Consider the following 17,874-nt stretch of genomic DNA (forward strand, 5'->3'; position numbering starts at 1 on the left):
TGGATTATTTCTTCTGGTTCCTAGTTATCTCACAATCACAATAGATCTGATACTCACTGGAATAGCTATTTTAGGAATGTTTCTCATGTGGAGCATGGCAAGAAGAAGAAATCCTCTGTTGAGAATTGTTTTACTTTTAACAGGTAGCCTTCTTGCATCTTCTGCCTTGGCAGCTTTTAACTCTGCTTGGGACAGTTTCAGATGGTCATTCTATACACTTGCCGTTGGACAGATCCTATGGGGTTCTGGACTAGTGTGCAATATCATAGCGATTTTTAACTCAATTAAATACAGCAATGGTAATAGATAAACCAAGCCCTAATATCGTTTACTATCACAACATGAGCAGCGGTTTACAAAGCCTTCCTAGCGCCACCAGATCTGTGAACTCTTAACCAATGAACGCTCTACTACACACCCAAGCGTGGCAGTTGGTTGGATATGGCAGATAAACTCGGTGTTCTGTCGCGTCAATGTTTAGACCGCTGCACTCCAGACAAGATCACCTTAACTCAACGTGAATTCGACAAAGTTTTTCCGCTTCGTTATTTGGCGTTTCTGCCCCCAACCCTCCAATTTGGGACTTTTAGACAAGAGTTTTCGTTCAAAGTCCCTCACTTGTGGGGGATTTAGGGGGCTGTCTGAATCTGTGACTGCATGGAAGGATCAAATTCACGTTCCATTACGGCTCAAACGCAGGAATCGTTTCCGTCTCGGTGTGGGCAGCTTCTAGCCATTCTTGCATCGCGGGTAACGCCAAAACTGCCTTCACATAAGCTTGACAAACCGCATCAAGCGCAACCTGGTACGTCCGAAAGCGCAACACGACAGGGGCAAACATAGCATCGGCGATCGTAAACCGCCCAAAGAGCAGACTTCCGTCGCCACCATAGGTTTCTCGGCAGTTTCGCCAGATGGTCGTGACGCGATCGATATCCGCTTGCACCTCGGATGTCATTCCTTTTCCTGGTAGAGTTGCTCGACAATTCATGGGCATTTGTTGCCGCAGAGCCAGGAAGCCGGAGTGCATTTCTGCACTGATAGAGCGCGCCACCGCACGAGCCACCGGGTCGCCCGGCCACCACGATCGCTCTGGAAACATCTCGCTCAGATACTCAAAAATTGCCAACGAGTCCCACACCGTTCGATTTTGGTGCAGCAGAATGGGCACTTTGCCGTTGCCATCTGGACAATGTTGCAGGATTTTCGCTTTCGACTTTGGACTGTAAAGCGGGATGAGAATTTCGGCAAACGATAAGTCAAATTGCTTCATCGCCAGCCACGGACGCAGCGACCAGGATGAATAGTTTTTGTTGCCAATAATCAAGGTCAGAGCCATCATTTGAGTGCCTCTACAATCCAGCTTTTGAGAGTATCAACTACCTCGGTTAATGGAATTTCTTGCACCGCTTTGTCGGCTCGTTTGACGACTTCGACTTTGCCATCTTTGAGTGATTTTCCGGTGACAACTCGATAGGGAATGCCGATTAAATCAGAATCTTTGAATTTGACTCCGGCTCGTTCGTTGCGATCGTCCAATAACGTCTCAACGCCAGCTTGATTTAACTCGTTGTAGAGTTTCTCAGCCGCCGCCACCTGATCGGAATCTGCGACATTGGGAATGATGACGATCGCATGATAAGGCGCAATGGCAACCGGAAAAATAATTCCATCTTTGTCATAAGACTGCTCCACTGCCGCCTGTGCCAGCCTCGAAACGCCCACCCCATAGCAGCCCATTACCAGCGGCACTTCTTCGCCTTGCTCATTGGTGTAGGTCGCCCCCATCGCGGTCGAATATTCGGTGCCAAGCTGAAAAATGTGTCCGATTTCGATGCCGCGTGCGGTCTTGAGGGTCTGAGTCGGATCGTGAAGGGCACGATCGTCCGCCTTAGCCTTTCGCAAATCCACCACTTGAGGTAGCTCAAATTCTTTACCCCAGTTTGCGCCGACGACGTGAAAGCCAGATTCGTTTGAGCCGGTGACGAAGTTTGTCAGGTCAGCAACGGTGCGATCGGCTAACCGCAAAAACTTAGTCGCCTGTAGATTGGGCGTGACTTCTGCATCCAGAGACTTCGGTGCAGGCGGTTTGAGGTAGCTGTTGGCCAAATCGGGCGCAATGTATCCCAATGGCAACGGTTTCGACAACCATTTTTGTTGAGTCTCCGCATCCGGAACGGTCAGCCCAATCACCGCTTTGCCGCCATATTGACTGGCCAATTTCACCAACTCATTTTGCAGTTTGACCTCATTGACATCCTGATCGCCCCGAATGCTAATCAGCACAGGAACCACCATGCCATTGTCGTAAACCACTTGATAGAGAACGTTTTTAACCAAATTAGTTGGCGAACATTTGAGGAAATCACAGACTTTGGCGATCGTCTCCGTCCCCGGTGTCTCGCGCTTCTCATAGGTAGTGAACGGCGAAGGTTCAACATCAGGCGGAAGCGACGTCGCTTTCTCAACATTGGCGGCATACTTACCATCGTCGGTATAGAGAATCTCATCTTCTCCGGCTTCTGCCAGCACCATAAATTCTTGAGAACCCGACCCACCGATCGCCCCCGAATCTGCATCCACCGCCCGAAACTCTAAGCCCGATCGCCGCAAAATATTGTGATAGACCTGATTCATTTTCTGATAGCTGACCTTCATTCCCGCTTCGTCCGCGTCAAACGAATAGGCATCTTTCATAATGAATTCTCGCCCACGCATCAAGCCAAACCGAGGACGAATCTCATCGCGAAACTTGGTTTGAATCTGGTAAAGATTGAGCGGCAACTGACGATAAGACCGCACCATATCACGAGCGATCACCGTGATCACTTCTTCATGCGTCGGGCCAAGACCGACTTCGCGCTGCTGGCGATCGATCAGCGCAAACATAATGCCTTCCGCTTTGGTGTAAGTGTCCCAGCGTCCTGATTCGCGCCACAGCTCGGCGGGTTGCATTTGAGGCAGCAGACATTCTTGTGCCCCGGCTGCATTCATCTCTTCGCGCACAATCTGAGACACTTTTTGCAACACACGCCACATCAGAGGCAGATACGCATAGATGCCGCTGCCAACCCGCCGAATGTATCCCGCTCGCACTAATAACTTGTGGCTCGGAATTTCCGCATCTGTCGGATCTTCTCGTAGCGTCACAAACAGCATCTGAGATAGCCGCATCGCCCGTTCCCTTTTTGACGTTGAATAAGTCTCAGTCTAAAACACGGGGGGAAAGAGTGGGACAATTCGCGGCTGTGACCCAGGCGTACTCGATGTGCAACTTTTCCCAAACGCTTGAACAGACTGCCCTCACCCTAGCCCTCTCCCTGGGGAGACAGGGTGGTTTCGTACACCAAAAGGAAAACCCAAAAGCCTGATTTTTCAGTCTCTGCGAACACTTTGTGGCGCGTAGCGATCGCAACTTTGAGCGAACCTCAACGAAGGAACCAAAAATCCTCACTATTTTTTTCTTGTATGAAACCACCCTGCTTAGAAGATTTCCTTTAATAAATTTACTCGGCTGTCTCCATTGAGAATTCTGAAAGTCAAAGTTCCCCAGAATTGGGGGATCTAGGGGGCTTCCCAAGATTGGTAACTTTTTTGCTACAAATCTCCCTACTCCAAAGCCTTTAGCTCCAAAACTCGCTGTAGCTCTGCTAACTCATCCCGATGTCCCTGAACGGTGATCGCAGTGAGCATCTTGGTCTCAGCGGACGACTCTACTTTCAAAGAGACCTGCTCCGATCGCGCCGCCCCTCGCCAATAAAAAACTCCCGCCAACGGTGACAGGAGTAGTAAGCCTAGCCAAAAGTTTGACCCACTGGGCAAAGAGTACGACAGCACTAGCGCAAAGCACAGCATCCCCGTAGCGGCCAACAGCGTCAAAAAGATCGCTAAAAACCAACTAGGACGAACTACTCCCTCAAACGTCACCTGATTTTCGGCAGCGTTGACTGCGACAACCCGATAGGCTCGTTGGTCAAAATACTGCCTCAATTGAGACAACAGTGACTCCTCCGATTGCTCAGAGGTCAGCTTCATGGTTTCGATTCTGGGTTTGACCGAGGCGCGAATAAAGAAAAACAGCCCGATCACCATCAAAATCGTCAAGAAGAAGGTGGAAGGAATAACAGAGGTGCTCATGTTGCAAATCAGGAGAGAAAGGTGGCCTGCCCAAGTTTAAGTCTAGTAAACAAAGGGGTCACTTTTGGGAGATCTCCAGAGTTAGCGATCGGCACCGACTTTAGCAACCGTCTGACTATCGCGTTTGACGGCGTATTCTTCCCACAGTCGCGCCAAATCTTGAGCCTGCTGCATTGCCTCAGACCGGATTTGATACATCCGACGTGGCCGCCCTCTCCCTTCGACTTTTTTCCAGTAGCCCGTTACCATTTCTTCGTCTTCCAAAAACTTGAGTGCACTATAAAGCACGGTGTCTGAAAGGCGGTAAAGCGGATGTTCGGTCTCTAAGAGTTGGATGAGTTCTGTGCCGTATGAGTCGCCCCGCAGAAGGACTGCGAGAACGTAACACACCGCCAATTCCTTATTTAGGTAAAAAGGTGGTGGATCTTTGAAAAACTGATAGATATCCTCAAATTTCATCTGTCTGAATCCAAGCTTGCGACAATAACGATTGGCTCTCGATGATGCTTTGAAATCTGGTGTCTGACCTAGCATCATCACGGTAGCAATTACGCCTCTTAGATGGCCGTCCTTCTAAAGGACGAAATTACCTTGAGGGTGAAAAAATTGCAGTCAAACATAGAGCACGATCGTGGGGTTATTACTTTGAGCGAGCCAGCAACGTATGTCTTTGAGAAGCGTCCAGTTTTTAGGACATTTCTTGGCAGGTTGTTGGTTCAAAAATGTAACGTTTTTGTGTGGTCAAGAAAACCCAAAAGCTAGTGCCGGGCATCAGGGCTTTTTCCAAATCCTACTGGTGTTGTACAACTTTTATACTGGGGGAGTATGAACTTGGTATGTCACCAGTAAAAATGCGCTTATCCCAAACAGCAACCTCATTAAATTGCTTAACCATATTTTAATTGTACAACTTGATTTTGAAGTTGGCTTCCTAATTTGCGGGTTAAGAAGTAAATTATTTTAACTTTACCGTAAACTTTTGACCTCACCTCTTATCAGTCAAGGAACTTGCTAACCCTGTAAGCCTCTCTCACGATTAGTAAAGACTTACAACCTGTTTAGAATCGACGTTTCAAAAAATGTTTCGCACACGAACCTATTATCAATGCTCTAAGTTTTCCGGACGTTAGTGAAGAGACTTAACAAACATTAATAATATCAACCCTCCCCATCTCTCGATTTCGATTATCCCGATCGTCTTAGAGCAGTCATGGCTCAATTTAAGGTCAACTACACTTGACAATTGACGACTTAATCTAATTAGCTTTAAGAAAAAATATCAGCTAAAAGTTGCTCACGTCTACTTAATGAGAACCTCTACCTACCAGTACAAAGGGCCAGCTTTGAACCTTTTTCCGGGATACCTGGATGAAGTTCATTAATCGAACGTACGAATTTTTGACGCACAACTAATAGAGACGGGTTGAGAGCAATTTCTAAAAAAGGTGACTGTCGAATGGGATATTCATTCTAGCGACCCAAATCGATTTTCGTCCGGACTGTCACCCCTTGCGATCGCCGTTTTAGCAGCACGAGAATGAATTTACTTGGGTGAGAGTCTATACTTCTTGTCTAAAAAAGCTGCGCTAACTTGTGCCAGATTTATAACTGACTAAACGAAAATCTCAAACCAGACCTGTTCTCAGAGCAACCACCGCCGCCTGCACTCGATCGTCCACAGACAGTTTGTTCATAATGCCGCGAATGTGGGTTTTGATCGTGTTGGGACTGAGATACAGCGCTGCGGCGATTTCTGGATTACTACAGCCGTCTACCATCAATTTCAAGACTTCTAACTCACGCACCGAAAGCTGCCCCACATTGGTATTGACCGCAGGTGGCTTGAGATGTTCTACAACCCGTCGGGCAATTTGTGGATCGAGGTAAGTGGCTCCTTCTTGAGCGGCCGCGATCGCCGCAACCAGTCGATTGACATCTGACCCTTTGATACAGTAGGCATCGGCTCCACTGGAGAGGGCGGCAATAATCTCGGTTTCTGAGGTGTGCGAGGTGAGCATGACAATTCGCACGTTGGGCAGGGCGGCCTTGATCTGCTGGGTGGCTGCGATTCCATCCAGGCGAGGCAGTCCGATGTCCATCACGATCAGGTCTGGCTTGTGTTTGAGGGCAGCTTCTACGCCTAAGTAGCCGTCATTGACCTGAGCGACGATCGTCAGTTGGGGATAGTCTTCAAGGGATTGTTCTAACCCTAGCTGCATCATGGGGTCATCTTCGACGATCAAAATTCGCAGGGGCGGTAACTCGATCGGATTCATAAGTTGTCGTGAATAGAGGGACGTTTCTCCATGATAAGTTGTATCCCAAAAACATTTCTCTGGATAGAGGGTTTTACGCCCTATTCGATTTTTGAAGGTTCTAGAGGTGTTTGGGGCTGCTAAAATCGTACTCTCTGGGGTTGAGGTGCAGGGTTCTCATTAAGTTAGAAACTGTAGGTTTAATAAACTTGAAGCCTGGGTTAGATAACAACTTTATTCAATCCACAATCATTTATTCAATCCACGATCAAACATAGAAGTAACCGACTTAATGAACGCATCCCTAAATGCCCTAACTAGCGCCATCGCAGGCTATTGAAGATGACCAAATCAGATCCGCCCACGCTTCGACAAATTGCCAGCACCTTTCGGCTAACGGGTTGGATTAGCTTTTGGGTGCAATTGGTGTTGACGGTGATTTCGAGTGCAATTTTGCTGTTTGCCTCAGTTTCAAATCGCACCCCCACCACTAATCCGGGAACCAGTGTCGGCGTTGTGTTGACGGTTTGTGGGATTGGGGTGTTAGGCTTTAATATGTTTTGGGCGATCGCTCGCTATGTTTCGATCGGGCGACGACTGGATGGCGCTCCTGAAATTCGACCCAAAAAAGCAGATGCAATCCAGACGCTGAGAATGGGACTAATCGCGAGTCTGATCGGGACGCTGCTGGCACTGTTGGGAGCAGAAGCGATCGTGGGTCTGCTGTTTGGGAAGGCGGTCAGCCAGGGCGTTGCAGGTTTTGTCAATACTGACCCTGCCAAGTTTATCCAACCGCTTGACATTCTGGTGGTGCAGGCAAGCATCAATGTGATTTTGGCGCAGTTTTGTGCGATTTCTGCATCGCTGTGGCTGCTTAATAAGATGAGTCGGCAGTGAGGAATCTGCGATCGTCGCCTTGTAACTGTCCTGATGGCAGGCTGTGAGCTATGAGTAATGGGTCATTCGACTGATCGCGGGCCCCTGTTTTGTTTGAAAATCCTTCGAGTGCTTGCCTGATTCATGTCTAACGCTCAAACCGTCGATGATTTGGAGAAGAAACCGCGATTTCCTAGGGTCTGGCTGCGTCGAGGGCTGCTGACTGTCCTGGCGTTTGGGTTGGTGGTTTCTCTGTGGCAGGCTCCCGTGGTACGGGTTGCTCAGGGGAAGACTGCTGAGATTCGTGGGGTCTGGATGACCAATTTTGGCGCAAGTCTGATGTACTACACGACTCGGCTGGATGAAACAGTGGCAAATCTGGCCCAGCATCGATTAAACACACTCTATCCTTGTGTCTGGAATCGCGGTCGCCCTTTGCATCCCAGTCCGGTTTTTGACCGGGCGAGTCGATCGCAGTCCTTTAAATTGCCCTTTCAAGATGTGTTGTCTGGCGTGGTAAAACAGTCTCATCGTCAGGGTTTGAGAGTGATTCCGTGGTTTGAGTATGGGTTGATGATTCCGGTACGATCGCCCATTGCCCAACAGCATCCCGATTGGTTGACGAGGACTCAAAGTGGTGGTGGCACGATCGAGCTAGCCGAATCAGGCATCGAGCAAGGTTGGCTCAATCCTTCTCATCCAGCAGTTCAGCAGTTTCTCACCGACCTGATTGTAGATGTGGTGAAACGCTATCCGGTTGATGGGATTCAGCTAGACGATCATTTTGCGCTCCCGATCGAGTTTGGCTATGACCCTTATACAGTGAAACGTTATCGGGAAACTCATCGCGGCAAATCTCCTCCAAAAGACATGACAAACCCTGAATGGATGGCCTGGCGGGCTGACCAAGTGACTCAATTGATGGGCAAGATTAGTCGAGCAGTCCGATCGGTGCGTCCGGGGGTGGTGATTTCGCTGTCGCCTAATACCCCTGATTATGCCTATCGAAAATCGCTACAAGACTGGCGACGCTGGGTAGATTTGCGGCTGGTGGATGAGGTTGTGGTGCAGGTGTATCGTTCTGATTTGAGTGGTTTGAAGGCTGAGTTAGAAGGCGGTGGGTTTCGAGATTTGAGTTCTCAGGTGCCGATCGCCATTGGTCTTTATGCGGGTCGATTTTTGAGTGCAAAACCGATTCAGCAGTTGCAGCGAGAGGTCGAAACGGTGCGATCGTCGCAGTATTCAGGAGTCTCTTTTTTCTGCTGGGAAACGACTTTTTGGCTGTTTAAAGGAAGCCCTCAAACCCAAGTCGAGCGGGGTTTTACCAAACTCTTTCCGACTGCCAGCCGTCCGACTGGTTAGGTCACTGAATCTAATCCGCTACTTCTCTAACCAGTCCAAGATTTGATTGAGTTGGTCGAGTGAGACAAAGCCATAGCGCCAGAGAATCATCGGCAGCGGGCCGCGTTCTTGTTGAGAATATCGCAGCGCCATCGCGATCGAAGGGGGCGAAATGGCTAATTCATTCTGCAAAAAATTAATTAGCTGCACGTTGCTTCTGTCGAGATTGACAACAGCCTCCTCTAACTCATTGATAATCTCTTTTGGCAACGCAACCATTTCTCAGCAAACCCCTGGATAAAATTGTTAACTAGTAGACATTTTGGATGTTCATGCTATCACTAAAGTTAAGAGTTGAGCCAAACAACTTTAGTGAGTTTTTTTGAGTGTGGAAGTGACTTTGTTAAGAAGTCTGCTGAGAGAAGTAAAGTGCCACAGCATTCAAGCAAAGCCCGACTCAAGTTCTATGCCCTCACTTAAACCACACTTATTTCAAAGTGATCTTTAAGATTGATTAAAGATTAAATCATTTTACGCAAGTATTTCTACATTTAGAGGCTTCGGGAAGCATTTAGACCTCTGACCCCTACATCTAGGATCATGCAGGTTAACCTTTGTCCGATCTCTTCGAGTTACCCGCAAGGGGTCGCTTCCAGGGGTCTGCAAAGGGTTGAGATTCTTGGCTTCGGTGTTTACGGCTTCTGCCCCCAACCTCCCAAATTTGGGGGACTTTGAGATAAGCACATCCCCCTCGCAAAGCGGGACAAAGTTCTCCCTCATCCCTTATCCCTCATCCCTCATCCCTCATCCCTCATCCCTCAGCTTTACCTTTGCCTGTTGCCAGAGTTGCTCCAATTCTTCCAGACTGTACTCAGTAAGAGGACGATCGACTGCCCGTTCCATTTGCTCTAGTCGTTGGATAAATCGTTGATTGGTGCCCCGCAGCGCTTCGACGGGATCGAGGTCACACCAGCGGGCCAGATTGATCACGGTAAACAGCAAATCGCCTAGCTCTGCCTGCTGTTCTGCGGGAGTTTCGTCGGTCAAAGCTTGCTGAAATTCGCCCAACTCTTCCTGAAATTTAGCCCAAACGTCGGCGATCGTTTCCCATTCAAAGCCTGCTTGAGCCGCTTTTTGAGAAATCTTCATGCCAGCCGTCAAAGGAGGGAGCGATCGAGCGTAGCGCTTGAGTTTGTAGCTAAGTTGCTGGGTGGTTGCAAAATCTTCGCCTTTTTCGGCGGCTTTGATCTGCTCCCAATTGCGATGTACGTCTTCTACAGATTGAACCTCGACCGTCCCAAATACGTGAGGGTGACGACGAATCAGCTTTTCGGTAATTTTTTGAGCCACGATCGACAGATCAAACTGTCCCGCATCTTGAGCCACCTGCGCCTGAAGGACAACCTGTAACAAGAGATCACCTAATTCTTCAGCGATCGCGTCTTGGTCTCCCGTTTGGATCGCGTCTACTACTTCATAAGCTTCCTCAATCACATAAGGAGTCAAGCTTTGAGGCGTTTGGGCTAAATCCCAGGGACAGCCACCATCGGGCGATCGCAGTTGAGCCACTACCTCAATCAGTTGTTGAAGTGCTGTAAGAGTCGAGACGGTTGTGGGAGAAGTCATCTTTAGAGTTAGTTGATTTGATGAATACGAGATGCAGTTTAAAACTAATGTCTCTTTTGAATTAAGGATCGAGGATGAAATAACCTGTCATTTTGGCTGGCGGTTCAAACCGCGCCTATGAGAACGAAGTCTGCCTTCGCAGACTAGAAAAGCGTTTTAACCTGGGCAGGTTTTGTTCTTATAGGCGCGAATTAATTTGCCGGGCTTATTTAATTTATGGCCCCAAGCAGGGTTAGGAATCTCAAGGTCAATCGATTTGTGATCCCCGAATTTCTTGTGGAATGTCACTACCCGCAAGTTTTTCTTGTATTCGTCGTGCCAAATACACTGTTATGGTCATTGCCATGTCACGATCGCCAGAGAGCTTGTATCCATTTTCCAAACTAATGCGACAAAAGCGGCAAGGACATTGGATCGGCGATCGAAGACTCTGTGTTTAAAGTCCAAAGTCTAATGTCTAATGTCTAATGTCCAATATCTTTTCTAGATTCGCCCAAGCATCATGCCCCGTTGGGTTTTCCAGGTTCATGACTTGAGGCTACCTTTATCGTAGAAGATGTTGGTAATGACAAGCTTAAAAAGAGGGGTGCCCAGAAGTTGCATATTCCTCGTCGCCTGTCCTTCATCCCTTTAGAGAGGTCTACATGATTGACATGTCCGAAACTGCGATCGATTCGATTCATGCCCGTGAAATTCTTGACTCACGAGGGCGGCCGACGATCGAAGCCGAAGTCACGCTTCTCAATGGTGCGTTTGGGCTTGCCCAGGTTCCGAGTGGAGCGTCAACCGGAAGTTTTGAAGCTCACGAACTGCGCGATGATGACAAAAGTCGCTATGGGGGCAAGGGCGTTCTCAAGGCGGTACAAAATGTGGAAGAGACGATCGCGCCAGAGCTAATCGGGCTGGATGCGGTCGATCAAGAATTAGTCGATCGCGCCATGATTGCGCTGGATGGGTCGCCTAACAAGTCAAATTTGGGAGCCAATGCGATTTTGGCTGTGTCTCTAGCCACCGCAAAAGCCGGAGCCGAATCGGTAGGCTTGCCACTCTATCGCTATCTGGGCGGGCCGTTGGCCAATCTGCTGCCCGTTCCCCTAATGAATGTGATCAATGGCGGTGCCCATGCCGACAATAATGTGGATTTTCAAGAATTCATGATTGTGCCGATCGGAGCCTCCTCCTTTAAAGAAGCGCTGCGCTGTGGGGCAGAAGTGTTTGCTTCGTTGAGTAAAGTGTTGCATGACAAAGGCTTGCTGACGGGCGTGGGTGACGAAGGCGGCTTTGCGCCCAACCTAGAATCCAATCAGGCGGCACTAGATTTGTTAATGATCGCGATCGAAAAGTCAGGCTACAAACCGGGCACCGAAGTTGCTTTGGCGTTAGACGTCGCCGCGAGTGAATTTTACAAAGACGGCAAGTACACCTACGATGGCACGGCTCACGATGCGCCTGTGTTTATCGATTATTTGGCGAGTCTGGTCGATCAGTATCCGATCGTTTCTATTGAAGATGGTTTGCATGAAGACGACTGGCAACACTGGCAACTGATGACCGAGAAAATTGGCGATCGCTGTCAGCTAGTGGGCGATGATTTGTTTGTCACCAACATCACTCGGTTGCAAAAAGGGATTGAACAAAAAGCAGCGAATTCTATTTTGATCAAGCTGAATCAAATTGGATCACTAACAGAAACGCTACAAGCGATCGACTTGGCCACACGAAATAGTTTCCGATCGATCATCAGTCACCGCTCTGGAGAAACGGAAGATACGACGATCGCAGATCTAGCCGTGGCCACTCGTGCGGGACAAATCAAAACCGGATCGCTTTGTCGTAGTGAACGGGTCGCCAAATACAATCGTCTCTTACGAATCGAGGACGAATTGGGCGATCGAGCGATCTATGCAGGCAAAGTTGGCATGGGGCCAAAATCGTAACCAAACCGTTGATTAGAGAGCAGATGAGGCATGAGAAAGTTGATCGGTCTCATCTGTTGTCTAATTCTTGTTAATGTGAATTCGATGAAATCTTTCGCTACGGTGATTAATCTGGGCAGCCCCTTAAATCCCTCAATACTGGGGGACTTTGAACCAGAAATCTGATCTAAAAGTCCCCCAAATTTGGAGGGCCACCGTGTATACATAAGTCGATTGATCTGTACTTGCCATAATCCTTCGCTCCCTAAATCCCCCAAATTTGGGGGACTTTGAACGCTGATCAGGGTTCTAAATTCTGGAAGTCTTTTTTGCTTAAAGTCCCCCAGAATGGGGGATTTAGGGGGCTGAAGCCGACTAGAACGAAGTGAGTATAGACTTGTGTATACACCGTAGCAAAGTTGGGGGGTGGGGGGCAGAAGCGCTGAACAACGCAGCAAAAAGACTGCATCGAATTGATGTCTTGTTAACGTGATCAGGATGGAGTGCTGAAGATTGCCTGACTTTTATTTAGTGCTGGATTTAGAAGCCACCTGTTGCGATCGTGAATCTATTCCCAGAGAGCAGATGGAGACGATCGAGATTGGGGCGGTGATGGTAGAGCGCAAGACATTGGAAACGATCTCATCAAGTTACCCGCAAGGGGTCGCAGAATTTCAAACGTTCATTCGTCCGGTCACTCACCCCAGGCTGACGGAGTTTTGTACGCAGCTAACCTCAATTACTCAAGCAGATGTAGACAGTGCCCCAAAGTTTGAGGAAGCGATGGAAACCTTTGAGCAGTGGTTAGCCAATTATCCAAACTACTTGTTTTGCTCGTGGGGTAAGTTTGACCAACTTCAGATCAAAAAAGATTGTCGTCTCCATGAGATTCCGTATCCCCTCGGTCGCAAACATTTTAATCTCAAGACTCGATTTGCTCGCAGTCAGCGTCTGAAGGATCGAGTCCCCATGCTGCAAGCGCTAGACCTGATTCAGAGTCCTTTAGAAGGAACGTTGCATCGCGGCATTGATGACGCTCGAAATCTTGTCAAGCTGTTGCCCTACGCGCTGGGAGTAAAGGCGATCGAACCAGCGAACGATCGTACAGAAGCTTCTATTTAATGTGGCTCTACGTTAGTTTGATAAGTGTAAAGTCCGTCACTCGTGGAGGATTTAGGGGCTGATCGAATGAACAATCGCAGCGAGAGATTTCAGCGACAGGTGAATTTCAAAATTACTCGCTGCGTGATCTAACCAAACTAGTTTCTAAGAAACTTTGCTCAAGGTTTTGGTTGGCAACGCTTTGGGAGCCGAGTAAGCCGATCGTCCGCCTACCAACTTTTCATGCGTGATTGACTGAGCCAACACTCTTCGATACAGATCACTCAATTGGGCTGCAACGCCTGACCAGCTAAAGTTTCGTTGAACTCGCTCTGACGCTTGTTTTCTCAGCTTTTTGGCCCAGAGTTCGTCGGAGTGAATGCGCCTGATCGCGTCGGCAAAGGCTTCTACATTTTGAGCAGGCACGAGCAATCCAGTTTCTTCGGGAACGATCGAAAACTTCAAACCGCCCACCGCAGAAGCAACGACAGGAGTGCCACAGGCCATCGCCTCGATCGCCACCAATCCAAATGGCTCATAGTGACTGGGAATCACACACACATCGGCAGCCGTGTAATAGAGCGGCAAGCGATCGTGACCTACTCGTCCGACAAAAGTGGTTTGTTCTGAGAGTCCCAGACCTTCGACGATCGTTTCAATTCTCCGGCGTTCTTGTCCATCTGATTGAGTTGGGTCACTCCCGCCGACAATGACCAGATGGAGATTAGGATTTTCTTGCAGTTGGGCACAGGCGCGAACCAGCGTTTCGATCCCTTTGCGGGGATCAAATCTGCCCACATAAAGGGCGATCTGCTGGTCAGGTTTAAAGCCAAGCTGCGATCGTGCCTCTGATCTGGGAATCGCCTGAAAGTTTTCGATGTCGGTTCCACAGGGAATGACTTCGATGTGCCCCAGTTGAGAAACTAGCGTGCGTAAGGCTTCCTGCTCCTGGGGACTGGTGGCTACAATGCAATCTGATTGTTCTAAAATTTGTTGTTCAACCGCTAGACGAATGGGCGCGATCGCAGGTTGATTCTGCACCGCCTGATACTTAATAGCACCCAGTGAATGATAAGTGTGAATGAGCTGCACGTTATGGGTTTTCTTCACTTCTAAACCCACCCAGGCAGACATCCAATAATTGGTGTGGATCAAAGGATAGTGATACTTGGCTTGATAAGTTTGAAACGCTTCGACGAATGCTGGCATAAATTCAAACAAGCGATCGCGAGGTACAAATTCCTGCGGCCCAGCAACCAAGCGAATGGTTCGGCAATGGGGAGAATGCTGCACGATCGTTTCATCGTCTTCTCGCGTTTTGCGGGTAAACATATCGACCTGCCAGCCCAATTTTGCCAGCGCTTCTCCGACCTGCCGCACATAGACATTTTGTCCGCCTGCTTCTTCTTTGCCGATATCGGCTGCCGGGTCGCCATGCTCCGAGATGAGTGCGATCGCCTGTCGGTTGGGCAACGTTGATCGTATCAAACCGTGGGATGTCGGGTTAGATGCCTTATCTTCTTTGAGAAGTACCATTCTTTTACCTCATTAGTTATGTAGTGTTTAGCAATCGGTCTGCAACTGAAGACTGCTAAAAGCTACTAGCCGAAAGTGGATGTGTCTCGAATCGTGTCTTAGCTCATCGCTAATAGATTGGACAGTCGCTCGATCACACTCAGCCGCTTGCCTAAAATTTGTCGATAGACGGCTTCATAGCCATCGGTCATTTTCTGAACGCTAAACTTATCAACGACATGCTGACGACAATCGGCGCGCTCGATCGTTTCAATTTGATTCAACGCTGTGATGCAGTCGTCTACGGTGTCACACAAAAAGCCCGTTTTACCATGATCAATGACTTCGGGCGCAGATCCTAACCTCATGCCAATGACCGGAGTCCCTGAAGCCATCGACTCGACCATTACTAAGCCAAATGGCTCACGCCAGGTAATCGGAAACAACGTCGCGACCGCGTTGCCCATCAGCGTATTTTTTTGAACGTGATTCGCTTCGCCCAGATATTCGATCTGAGTGCCGTCAATATGGGGTTTGAGTTCGGCTTCGTAGAAGTCTCGATCGACCACATCAATTTTGCCCGCCATCTTTAGCTTCCAGCCTGTGCGTTTGGCAATCTCGATCGCCACATGGGGCCCTTTTTCAGGAGACAGCCGTCCGAGAAATGCTAGATACGGCGGCTCACTCGGTTGAGCATAAAACTTGTAGCTATCGACATCGATGCCGTTGTAGACCGTCGCAGCGCAGTTTAACTCCAGTCTTGGCTCACGTTGGGCATCCGAAATGCTCACATAGGGCTGACGGCTGGCGTGGCTATACATCTTCTCGTTGTCAGGAGTAAATACGCCATGTAGCGTATGGACTGTGGGCGTTTTGGAGAAATGTGCGTAGGGCAACGCGGGGCAGCCCATATGAGAGTGTATGATGTCAAAATCCTGGGCTTTTTGATAGACCTGACTGAGTTGCAGCATTTCATAAATCTGGTGTTCTTTCACCGTTGGATCAAGCCGCAACGCTCGTGCGTGAACCGATTCTAGCTTTGCCAAACTGATCGAGTCGCCAGATGCAAATAGCGTCACTTCATGGCCACGACGCACCAATTCATCGGTGAGCAAGCTTACTACTAACTCAATCCCGCCATAAGCTGGGGGGGGGACGCGCTCCCACAAAGGGGCAACCTGAGCAATCCGCATACAAACCTCCTACAAAGTCAAACTGTTTAGAAGTCTCGTTCTAGCTACAGAGTCCTTCCAAGCTAATTTCGCTTGAGAGATATGTCAGATTTAATTGAAATTCAAATTTCTGCCAAGTCGGAGATTTCACCTTGACAATTTGAGAAGTTCCACTTTTGCTACAAGCGTGGTACACCAATGCTACAAGTTGTCGTAAGAAGAAACACTTATTTGAGAGACCTTGTTCAGAAGCGTCGAAACCCGCTCACTGCCTAGAGATATCCGCTAAGAAGGCGGCAGGTTTATTTAGCTCTCTCAAAGTTTAATCCGCTACAAATTAGACTAACTGAGCGAAGGTGAGGGTATTACGCCATGCATAGGTTGCGATCGACTTCTAAAATTGGTCACGATCGCTGACAAAGCTTATTTCTTCGATACACAAAAAATCATTTGTTTACTCAAAATCTCGCCCTCTAGATCCAACTGCACGTTTAGGAGCGCAGAGAACCTATTTCGAGCCTGACGAACCCTGAACCGGAAAGTTTCCGAGCACGATCGCAAATTTTGTATTACTTTCCTTCGCCGCTCACTGCCTGGGTTCCATAACCATTTGGGCAACCCAAAATTCCCCACCCGTCAAGGCTGTCGAATGCCGTTAGCTTCGCAAGTACCTTCAGCAACGCGCCTAAAAGAACAAAGTTTGCCTTCGCAGACTAGGCCGATTCAGGCTTTGTTAATCCGAGAAGGCGGATTTTGTTCTCGTAGCTGCGGTTTGAACCGCCAAGCAAAAAGTTTTGTCAGTTAACGTGAATTCGACAGAGTTTTTTCGCTTCGTGATTCAGCACTTTCGCCCCCCAACCCCCCAATCTGGGGTAGGGTTGATTTATTCTAGGGAGAGAAAAGCGAACAGCCGATTCCCTCATTAGTTGCTAAGAACCATCCAAATGAAAGAATCAGGGTTTTGGGTTTCCTTGATTTTCCCTTAATCAGAATGAATCAGCCCTACCAATCTGGGGGACTTCCGGATGGGATTTTTTGCTCAAAGTCCCCCAAACTTGGGGGATTTAGGGGGCTGCCCGGAGCGATCACCGCAGCGAAGGATTTTATCGAATTCACGTTCAGTTAACTAGCACCGACCCATAACCTTTATTCAACCCATTCCACCTCAAAAACCTCAGCAAAAGCCTTCACCACATCGGGCTTAATTTGTTGAACCGTGATGCCTGGAATGAACTGTTCTAAACTACCCACAGGCCGGTCAGGAATGCCACAGGGGACAATTTGATCAAACCCCCGTAAATCAGGGCAAACATTCAGCGCAAATCCGTGCATCGTAATCCAACGGCTGACTTTGATGCCGATCGCTGCTACTTTTCGCCCTTCGACCCAGACTCCGGTTAAGCCAGCAATTCGCGTTCCGCTTAAGCCATAATTCGCCAACGCTTGGATGATCACTTCTTCTAATTGGCGCAAATACCAATGCAAATCTTTTTGGTAAAACTGCAAGTTCAAAATTGGGTAGCCCACCAATTGACCCGGACAGTGATAAGTTACCTCGCCTCCTCGCTCAACCCGGTGTAATTCGTACGCTGTTTGGGTGGGATCAAACTTCAAAAAGTCGAGTGTTGCGCCGTGACCCAGGGTGTAAACGGGAGGATGTTCTAACAAAATCAAAACATCGTTTAATTTAAGATTTTCTTTACGTTCTGCGACTAGCTTTTGCTGCCAGGCCCAGGCTTTTGAGTAAGGAATGAGACCGCAATCGTACAGCACACAACAGCGCGTCAAAGATAGATTTTCTAAAGGTGAAAAACTCACAAGCGATCGCAATCTTACCTTTAATATAAACGAATTCTAAACGGCTGACGTATCCCAACGTAAATACTATTTACAATGTCTTATTACAATGTCTTAGAACCGCTGAGAAATCAAGGG

The 17,874-nt window shown here is 48.4% G+C and carries 15 protein-coding genes; 5 read left to right on the plus strand and 10 right to left on the minus strand.

Translation table 11 applies throughout. The annotated features are described in order from the left end of the window. Positions 1-682: 682 nt before the first annotated feature. From ACKFKF_RS05610 to ACKFKF_RS05630, 5 genes are all read right to left on the minus strand, one after another. On the minus strand, positions 683-1,339 hold the full coding sequence (locus ACKFKF_RS05610) for a glutathione S-transferase family protein (protein WP_446866772.1): 657 nt from the start codon (positions 1,337-1,339) through the stop codon (positions 683-685). After that, entirely contained in the window at positions 1,339-3,174 is a 1,836-nt protein-coding gene (locus ACKFKF_RS05615) for a proline--tRNA ligase (protein WP_446866773.1), read from the minus strand. The genes ACKFKF_RS05610 and ACKFKF_RS05615 overlap by 1 nt, the downstream gene beginning before the upstream one ends. A gap of 435 nt (positions 3,175-3,609) precedes the next feature. Next, on the minus strand, positions 3,610-4,137 hold the full coding sequence (locus tag ACKFKF_RS05620; RefSeq protein WP_446866774.1) for a cofactor assembly of complex C subunit B: 528 nt from the start codon (positions 4,135-4,137) through the stop codon (positions 3,610-3,612). Between the two features lie 81 nt (positions 4,138-4,218). Continuing rightward, the gene (locus ACKFKF_RS05625; protein WP_446857278.1) at positions 4,219-4,596 is read right to left on the minus strand and encodes a PadR family transcriptional regulator; all 378 of its coding nucleotides are present in this window, start codon (positions 4,594-4,596) and stop codon (positions 4,219-4,221) included. Between the two features lie 1,166 nt (positions 4,597-5,762). After that, entirely contained in the window at positions 5,763-6,413 is a 651-nt protein-coding gene (locus ACKFKF_RS05630) for a response regulator (RefSeq protein ID WP_446857277.1), read from the minus strand. Positions 6,414-6,734: 321 nt separating this feature from the next. Here ACKFKF_RS05630 and ACKFKF_RS05635 point away from each other — a divergent pair, with 321 nt between their 5' ends. Both ACKFKF_RS05635 and ACKFKF_RS05640 read left to right on the plus strand, forming a co-directional pair. After that, the gene (locus ACKFKF_RS05635) at positions 6,735-7,289 is read left to right on the plus strand and encodes a DUF3611 family protein (protein ID WP_446857276.1); all 555 of its coding nucleotides are present in this window, start codon (positions 6,735-6,737) and stop codon (positions 7,287-7,289) included. A gap of 123 nt (positions 7,290-7,412) precedes the next feature. Beyond that, the gene (locus ACKFKF_RS05640) at positions 7,413-8,630 is read left to right on the plus strand and encodes a glycoside hydrolase family 10 protein (protein ID WP_446866775.1); all 1,218 of its coding nucleotides are present in this window, start codon (positions 7,413-7,415) and stop codon (positions 8,628-8,630) included. Positions 8,631-8,648: 18 nt separating this feature from the next. Here the strand turns inward: ACKFKF_RS05640 and ACKFKF_RS05645 are convergent, their stop codons facing one another. Then, a complete protein-coding gene (locus ACKFKF_RS05645) occupies positions 8,649-8,888 on the minus strand; it encodes a DUF2949 domain-containing protein (protein ID WP_446857274.1) in 240 nt (79 codons plus the stop codon). A gap of 525 nt (positions 8,889-9,413) precedes the next feature. Then, entirely contained in the window at positions 9,414-10,235 is an 822-nt protein-coding gene (mazG, locus tag ACKFKF_RS05650; RefSeq protein ID WP_446857273.1) for a nucleoside triphosphate pyrophosphohydrolase, read from the minus strand. 281 nt (positions 10,236-10,516) lie between these two features. Between mazG and ACKFKF_RS05655 the strand changes: the two genes are divergently transcribed. From ACKFKF_RS05655 to ACKFKF_RS05665, 3 genes are all read left to right on the plus strand, one after another. Continuing rightward, positions 10,517-10,675: a hypothetical protein gene (locus ACKFKF_RS05655; protein WP_446866776.1), complete on the plus strand. Its 159-nt coding sequence runs from the start codon at positions 10,517-10,519 to the stop codon at positions 10,673-10,675. 204 nt (positions 10,676-10,879) lie between these two features. Further along, positions 10,880-12,172, plus strand: a complete 1,293-nt coding sequence (gene eno / locus ACKFKF_RS05660; RefSeq protein ID WP_446857272.1) for a phosphopyruvate hydratase — start codon at positions 10,880-10,882, stop codon at positions 12,170-12,172. Positions 12,173-12,664: 492 nt separating this feature from the next. Further along, positions 12,665-13,273 (plus strand): exonuclease domain-containing protein, encoded by a 609-nt coding sequence (locus ACKFKF_RS05665; RefSeq protein ID WP_446866777.1) that lies wholly within the window; start codon positions 12,665-12,667, stop codon positions 13,271-13,273. 144 nt (positions 13,274-13,417) lie between these two features. Here ACKFKF_RS05665 and ACKFKF_RS05670 read toward each other — a convergent pair whose 3' ends face one another. The 3 genes from ACKFKF_RS05670 to lipB all read right to left on the minus strand — a co-directional run bounded on the left by ACKFKF_RS05670 (position 13,418) and on the right by lipB (position 17,757). Continuing rightward, a complete protein-coding gene (locus ACKFKF_RS05670; RefSeq protein ID WP_446866778.1) occupies positions 13,418-14,788 on the minus strand; it encodes a glycosyltransferase family 4 protein in 1,371 nt (456 codons plus the stop codon). 98 nt (positions 14,789-14,886) lie between these two features. Further along, complete coding sequence (locus tag ACKFKF_RS05675) at positions 14,887-15,960, minus strand: glycosyltransferase family 4 protein (protein WP_446866779.1); 1,074 nt, start codon at positions 15,958-15,960, stop codon at positions 14,887-14,889. A 1,125-nt stretch (positions 15,961-17,085) separates the two neighbouring features. Further along, positions 17,086-17,757, minus strand: coding sequence for a lipoyl(octanoyl) transferase LipB (lipB, locus tag ACKFKF_RS05680; RefSeq protein ID WP_446866781.1), 672 nt, complete (start codon positions 17,755-17,757; stop codon positions 17,086-17,088). Between the last annotated feature and the right edge of the window lie 117 nt (positions 17,758-17,874).

Source organism: Phormidesmis sp. 146-12, assembly GCF_052939495.1.